This is a genomic window from Moorena sp. SIO2C4 (genome assembly GCF_010672485.1).
In the GTDB taxonomy this organism is placed as follows: domain Bacteria; phylum Cyanobacteriota; class Cyanobacteriia; order Cyanobacteriales; family Coleofasciculaceae; genus Moorena; species Moorena producens.
Window position 1 is genome coordinate 1 of sequence record NZ_JAAHGN010000656.1, and the last position, 4,269, is coordinate 4,269.

Annotated in this window: 4 protein-coding genes; all 4 read right to left on the reverse strand. The window is 43.8% G+C overall.

Features of this window, described 5'->3' with window-relative positions; genetic code table 11:
- Window positions 1–282: 282 nt before the first annotated feature.
- Window positions 283–738: an SET domain-containing protein-lysine N-methyltransferase gene (locus F6K20_RS26555; RefSeq protein ID WP_287296631.1), complete on the reverse strand. Its 456-nt coding sequence runs from the start codon at window positions 736–738 to the stop codon at window positions 283–285.
- 419 nt (window positions 739–1,157) lie between these two features.
- A complete protein-coding gene (locus tag F6K20_RS26560; protein WP_287256659.1) occupies window positions 1,158–1,412 on the reverse strand; it encodes a hypothetical protein in 255 nt (84 codons plus the stop codon).
- 559 nt (window positions 1,413–1,971) lie between these two features.
- Entirely contained in the window at window positions 1,972–3,321 is a 1,350-nt protein-coding gene (locus tag F6K20_RS26565) for a TIGR03279 family radical SAM protein (RefSeq protein WP_287267300.1), read from the reverse strand.
- A 13-nt stretch (window positions 3,322–3,334) separates the two neighbouring features.
- On the reverse strand, window positions 3,335–4,249 hold the full coding sequence (locus F6K20_RS26570; RefSeq protein ID WP_502708878.1) for an undecaprenyl-diphosphate phosphatase: 915 nt from the start codon (window positions 4,247–4,249) through the stop codon (window positions 3,335–3,337).
- Between the last annotated feature and the right edge of the window lie 20 nt (window positions 4,250–4,269).

The window sequence follows — 4,269 nt, forward strand, 5'->3', positions numbered from 1 at the left end:
TGGGGTGGAACTGGCATCTTGCCCGTTATCAATATTTTCGGGCGGGCTATTTCAACCCTGGCTACGAGGGGAAAAATAAGGACAATTCCGCCCCTAACGCTCCCTACGCACCTACTGTATCAAACCATAGCTCATTTGCATCAAAGCCTTATAGAGTAAGCTTTTTAGGGCTGATGTCGCCCTTTCAGAATTAATTGAATTAATCATCAATTATTAATTGCTTACTGCGAAGCGGGGAAGTAGTACCCATGCAAATTGTCAATTTTAAATTTTATTTGTCACTCATGCATCCAATTCTAGTAAATAAGGTGCAATCAATCCTTCATATTCTTTCTTTTTATCTGCTGGTAAGTCTTTATATCCAGTAATTTTTCCACGACATTTTTCCGCACCACATTGACAGGTAATCTCAAAAAAGTCTACAGAATAGTTTCTCATAGCGTAGTCAAATGTGATCTCTTCACCAACGGTAATATCTCTTCTAGCAACGAAATCATGTCCACCCGTTTCATTTACATGGATACCACAATTGGGATCGCAACAATGATTGACCTTGTGGATCATACCACCATGAAGTACATATTTATCTTTGCCAATTTGAGAGGCATGGGAATTGTTTTCTGATAAAACTTGTTTGATTCTACCAACCATTACTATCTCTCCAGTTTTAAAGATGTCGGTTGCAAACATGCCTTCACCTTTTCCCGGAGTATCTCTGAGTTCAAATCTTTCCGTCATTATCCTTAGTCTCGTTTTCGATATTTTTATAAAACCACACAAATTTATGTAACTGCTCAGCCCAGGGAAGCAGATTTTACAAGAATATCACACTTCGGGAGCCAAAAAACTACTTATTAAAACTTTATCGAATCTTCGGCGGGGGCGACAATCTGACTCAAATCATTGTATAGCAAGCATTTGAGAGCACTGATCTCGAAAAAGATTAAACGTTGTTGCTGGAGGGGAGACAAATCGCCCAACAATCAAGCAGGCAAGGAGATCCAATCAAGTTAAAAAAAAATAGCCGCAGAAATACTATCCACGGCTAAAAAATTGACCATTAGTGATTCCGTTTTCAACCCTATCGGGACCTGCTCCCATGGGAGCAGACAAGGGTGATTTTGCCAGGGGGCAAAGCCCCCCAGAAAGTTAATCCGTTAACCTAGAATTATGTACTTGGTCATCATCGTAATAAATTCCCCAGGAATCCCCGTCGGTTGCAAAGGACTCCACTCAGAAATCTCCGCATAACGCAGCGCATAGAGGCTATGCATCGTGTTGATGATAGCCTTGCGGGAGCCCTTAAGAATGTGCTTAACAGGGTATTTTTTTGGAGAAGATTCCTGAGGATTATTACTAGGAGTAATATCCTCAGGGTTATTTTCAGGGTTTGGGCGAAATTCGGAATCCATATTGGTCACCTTTTGCTTGTTGTTAATAATATAATCATAATGATTATATTATTAATTGTCAAGGGCTTTTATGATTTTTTTTGAGGAAAGGTATTTTAAATAAAATGTACGGGAACGGAATGGGATCTGATTTTTTTAGGAGTAGTAAAAAAAGGGAATCGGGAATCGGGAATAGTGCTATAATTATTACTAATTACTGATTCCTAAACTATTTGCGATCGCAAAACTGATCTAGCATCTCATTAAAGCTGTTTGACCTGGTGGGTGGAATGGGCATCTTGGTGGAACGGGCATCTTGGTGGAACGGGCATCTTGGTGGAACGGGCATCTTGCCCGTTTCATTTCCGGCGGACTGTCCCAAAACTGGCTACGTAGAAAATGAGGGCAAGCCCGTCTTATCACGCACCCTACGAAACTAAACTATTTGCGATCGCAAAACTGATCTAGCGCTTCTCCCATTAATCAGGTAAACAGGATTTTTACCTATTGCTAGCTTGCCTCTTGCCTCTTGCCTATCCCCAATTCTAAATTCTAAATTCTAAATTCTAACTTCTAACTTCTAACTTCTAACTTCTAACTTCCCTATTGCCCCATCGATCAATTCCTCAACACCATTAACCGGAATAATCGGAGTATTGAGCTGATCAGCCACTTCTGCCACAGTCATATCATCCAGAAACCGGGTATCACCATGCTTAAGCATCAACCCAGGTAACAGAATCATTTCTCCTAAATCTTTTCCTGTTAATCCCTTCAGTAAATCCTGTCCAGTCAGCAAGCCAGTAACCGTTATCTCCTGACCCCAGTAATCACTAGATAACGCAACCATGTTAATCTCCAATCCTGCCACAGCATTGAACCGCTCTACCACAGGTTCAAACGCTTTTTCCACCGCATTACCCACCACCCAAGTCCCCCGCCGGGGGATTTCTAGACCCTTAGGCAACCTTTCAGTAGCAGCAGTTTGGAATTGTTTCAGGAACAGACGAATCGAACCAACACCATTTCCAATTTGAGGGTAGTCTCCATAATCCGATTCTGTCGGTAACTCTTCTCTAGCAATCAAAAACCACTCATCGGCCAACCAAGCAAAGGTAGACCCCAACTCGTGCTTAAATTTCTCCTGAAGCCTTTGAACCTGACCAATCACTTCCCTTGCTTTGTCCCCAGTAACACTAATTAGTTCATCCTCCTGGGGTCGAAATCGAGTCAATCCCACCGGTACTACTGCCGTTGAAGCCACTGCGGGCAGATCATCGGTATAGAATTGCGCTAAATCTAGCAGAGTACGTTCTAAGTGAATGCCATCATTAATCCCAGGACACACCACTACCTGGGCATGAATTTGCAGCCGTCGCTCCTGAAACCACCTTAACTGCTCTAAAATTTGCCCAGCCCGAGGATTTTTCAGTAACCGTATGCGCACATCCGGTTCAGTAGCATGAACCGAAACATAAAGAGGAGATAGACGCATCCGTTCGATCCGATCCCACTCGGTTTGAGTCAGATTGGTCAGAGTTAAGTAAGACCCATAGAGAAAACTAAGCCGATAGTCATCATCTTTGAAATAAAGGCTTTGGCGCTTACCTGGTGGTTGTTGGTCGATAAAGCAAAATGGGCAACGATTATTGCACTGAATCAAACCATCAAATAACGCTGTCTCGAATTCCAGCCCTAAATCGTCATCATAGTCTTTCTCAATTTCGATCACATGAGTCTTACCCGCCCCATCCAGCACTTCCAGTTCTAAAATTTCATCCGCACACAGGAATTGATAATCAATCAAATCACGGGGATGGCTACCATTAATCGCAACAATAGAATCCCCTGGTTCAAATCCAATCTCAGCGGCAATGGAGTTGGGAAGAACCTTTGTGATTAATACTGGACGAATCGAGCTTTGACTCATTCACTTGCGGACGCTAACTATTTTGTAACAGCCCAGTTATGATACCACCTAGAATTGCTATCCCAAACAATAACCGATACCAGACGAATATCCATACACCTTTTTTCTTGAGATAGCTGATCATCCATGCGATCGCTACGTAGGAAAATACTGCTGATGAAATCACCCCTACAATCAGTGACATTGCGCCAGCATCCCCGATGCCATCTTTGAGCAAACCGACTAACTCCACTAAACCAGCTAAGGTAATCGCTGGGATGCCCAACAAAAAGGAAAACCTTGCTGCGGTTGCTGGTTCCAAACCCATGAATAAACCAGCAGTCAGAGTTGAGCCAGACCGGGAGACACCAGGCATTAAAGCCAACGCCTGAGCCAAGCCCATCCCGATCCCATCTTTAAGACCTAAATCCTCAAAGTTACGCTTACGCTTACCCACCACTTCAGAAACACCCATCAACAAACCCATCACAATCGAGACATAGGCGATTGACATGGTACTCCGTATCGGAGAATTGTCATAATCAGGGATAAAGATTTTAATCAGCAGTCCAAAGAAGACAATGGGTAGGGTTCCCAACGCAATTCCCAGTGCCATCTGGAAGTCTTGGGATTGGTAATCGGATGTACGGATAGCTTTGAATGCGCCAGTAGTGACTTTACTCAAGTCTCCCCAGAAGTACCACACCACCGCCGCAATCGAGCCTAGTTGAATCACAGCCGTAAACGCAACCCCTGGATCACCCCAGCCTAAGGCCACAGGTACCACTTTTAAATGAGCGGTACTACTGATGGGCAGGAATTCCGTAAACCCCTGTACAAAACCCAGCACCACCGCCTGAAAAATAGTCATGTGAGGCGTAGTAATTGTGGCAGTGGTACTGGTTGAGGATAAGACATCTGGGGCAGGAGTTGTGGCGAGAACCTTCAAGGGGAAGGTAAGGCAGGCGC

Coding starts and splice junctions, on each gene's coding strand:
- F6K20_RS26560 (WP_287256659.1), bottom strand. CDS start 1,412: ATGGATTCCGAATTTCGCCCAAACCCTGAAAATAACCCTGAGGATATT.
- F6K20_RS26565 (WP_287267300.1), bottom strand. CDS start 3,321: ATGAGTCAAAGCTCGATTCGTCCAGTATTAATCACAAAGGTTCTTCCC.
- F6K20_RS26555 (WP_287296631.1), bottom strand. CDS start 738: ATGACGGAAAGATTTGAACTCAGAGATACTCCGGGAAAAGGTGAAGGC.